This window comes from Flavobacterium sp., from assembly GCF_003525665.1.
Classification (GTDB): Bacteria; Bacteroidota; Bacteroidia; order Flavobacteriales; family Flavobacteriaceae; genus Flavobacterium.
Genome location: NZ_DQDX01000104.1, coordinates 407 through 2600, shown reverse-complemented (window position 1 = coordinate 2600; position 2194 = coordinate 407). Strand labels below are relative to the sequence as shown.

Genomic DNA, 2194 nt, shown 5'->3' with positions numbered 1-2194 from the left:
ATACTATTTTTTATATTGCCGTAACTGGCGGATTTACTGCGTTAATTTTTTGGATAGTTTCTAAAGGTAAAATTCTAGAAACTGGAAGAAATATTATTGCACCAACATCTAATGGAGATTATTTTAACCAATTTATAGATTCGTTAACCCATAATTTACAACATCCATTAGCGATATTATTACTTCAAATTATCACAATAATTATCGTAGCCAGAGTATTTGGTTGGATTTTTAGAAAAATTGGTCAACCATCTGTTATTGGTGAAATTATTGCTGGTATTTTTCTTGGTCCATCACTTGTAGGAATGTATTTTCCCGAATATTCGGCACTGCTTTTTCCTAAAGAATCACTCGGAAATCTTCAGTTTTTAAGTCAGATTGGACTGATTTTATTCATGTTTGTTGTTGGAATGGAACTCGATTTGAAAGTTCTAAAAAATAAAGCCAACGATGCTGTAGTGATAAGTCATGCAAGTATTATTTTTCCTTTCGCACTCGGAATTGGATTATCCTATTTTGTTTACAATCAATTTGCACCCGAAGGCGTTGAGTTTTTATCCTTTAGTTTGTTCATGGGAATTGCTATGAGTATTACTGCTTTTCCGGTATTGGCTCGAATTGTGCAAGAACGAGGAATTCATAAAACCAAACTTGGAGCAATTGTAATAACTTGTGCTGCTGCCGATGATATCACTGCTTGGTGTATTCTTGCAGCTGTAATTGCAATTGTAAAAGCAGGAACTTTTGCAAGTTCGATGTATGTAATTTTACTAGCATTGGTCTATGTTTTAGCCATGTTATTTGTAGTAAAACCATTCTTGAAAAAAGTAGGAGATTTGTATGCAACACGAGATAATTTAAGTAAACCTGTTGTCGCAATATTTTTATTGACGTTAATTATTTCGTCTTATTTATCAGAAGTTATCGGAATTCATGCATTGTTTGGCGCTTTTTTGACTGGAGCCATTATGCCCGACATTACTAAAATTAGAAATATAATTATAGAAAAAGTCGAAGACATTGCCTTGATTTTATTATTGCCATTATTCTTCGTTTTTACTGGTTTACGTACGCAAATCGGATTAATTAACGATCCTTATTTGTGGAAAATTACTGGATTTATTATTCTAGTTGCCGTAGTTGGAAAGTTCTTAGGAAGTGCTCTGGCTGCACGATTTGTGGGTCAGAATTGGCGCGATAGTTTGACGATTGGTGCCTTGATGAATACTAGAGGTTTAATGGAATTGGTCGTGCTAAATATTGGTTATGACTTGGGTGTTTTATCATCAGAAATCTTTACTATGATGGTAATTATGGCTTTGGTTACTACATTTATGACTGGTCCAGCAATTGATGTAATTAATTATATTTTCAAACGAAAAGAAGTAATCATTCCGAAGGAAATTAGCAACAGTGCCTTTAAAATATTGATTTCTTTTGGAAATAATGAAAAAGGAAAATCGCTGTTAAGATTAGCAAATAGTTTTGTAAAAAAGCAAAAAGACAACACCAACATTACTGCTTTGCATTTGTCTTTATCTGATGAAATGCATGCTTATAATTTGGAAGAATACGAACAAGAAGCATTCGAACCAATTTTATTAGAATCAAAAACTATCAATCAAGAAATAACTACAATTTTCAAAGCAACCGTTGATATTGAAACCGATATTACTGATATTGCTACAAAAGGAAATTTTGATTTGGTTTTGGTAGGTTTAGGAAAATCAATTTTTGAAGGAACTTTACTTGGAAAAGTACTCGGATTTACAACACGAATTATCAATCCAGATCGATTGTTAGACAAATTTACTGGTAAAGAAGGTTTGTTTCATAACTCACCATTTGACGATAGAACGCGTTTGATTATATCTAAAAGTAAAATGCCACTTGGAATTCTAATTGATAAAGATTTTAGTGAAGTAAACGATGTTTTTGTTCCGATTTTTTCATCGGAAGATGCTTTTTTAATTGATTATGCCGAGAAATTGATTTACAATAGCAATTCGAAAATCACAGTTTTAGACATTGAAGATCAAGTGAAAAACAATGCCGAAATTGAAACCGAAATCAAAACTTTAAAACATACTTATCCAGAAAACATAGCGGTTTTAAATGAAAATAACATGAAAGCCGGATTTCTAGCACAACAAAATCTTATGATTATTTCGCTAGAAAGTTGGAAGAAATTAGT

1 protein-coding gene is annotated in these 2194 nt (G+C 32.1%); it reads left to right on the top strand.

The genetic code is table 11. The features are described from left to right. The coding region (locus DIU01_RS07455) for a cation:proton antiporter (protein WP_290833070.1) at positions 1-2194 on the top strand (2194 nt) is incomplete at both ends.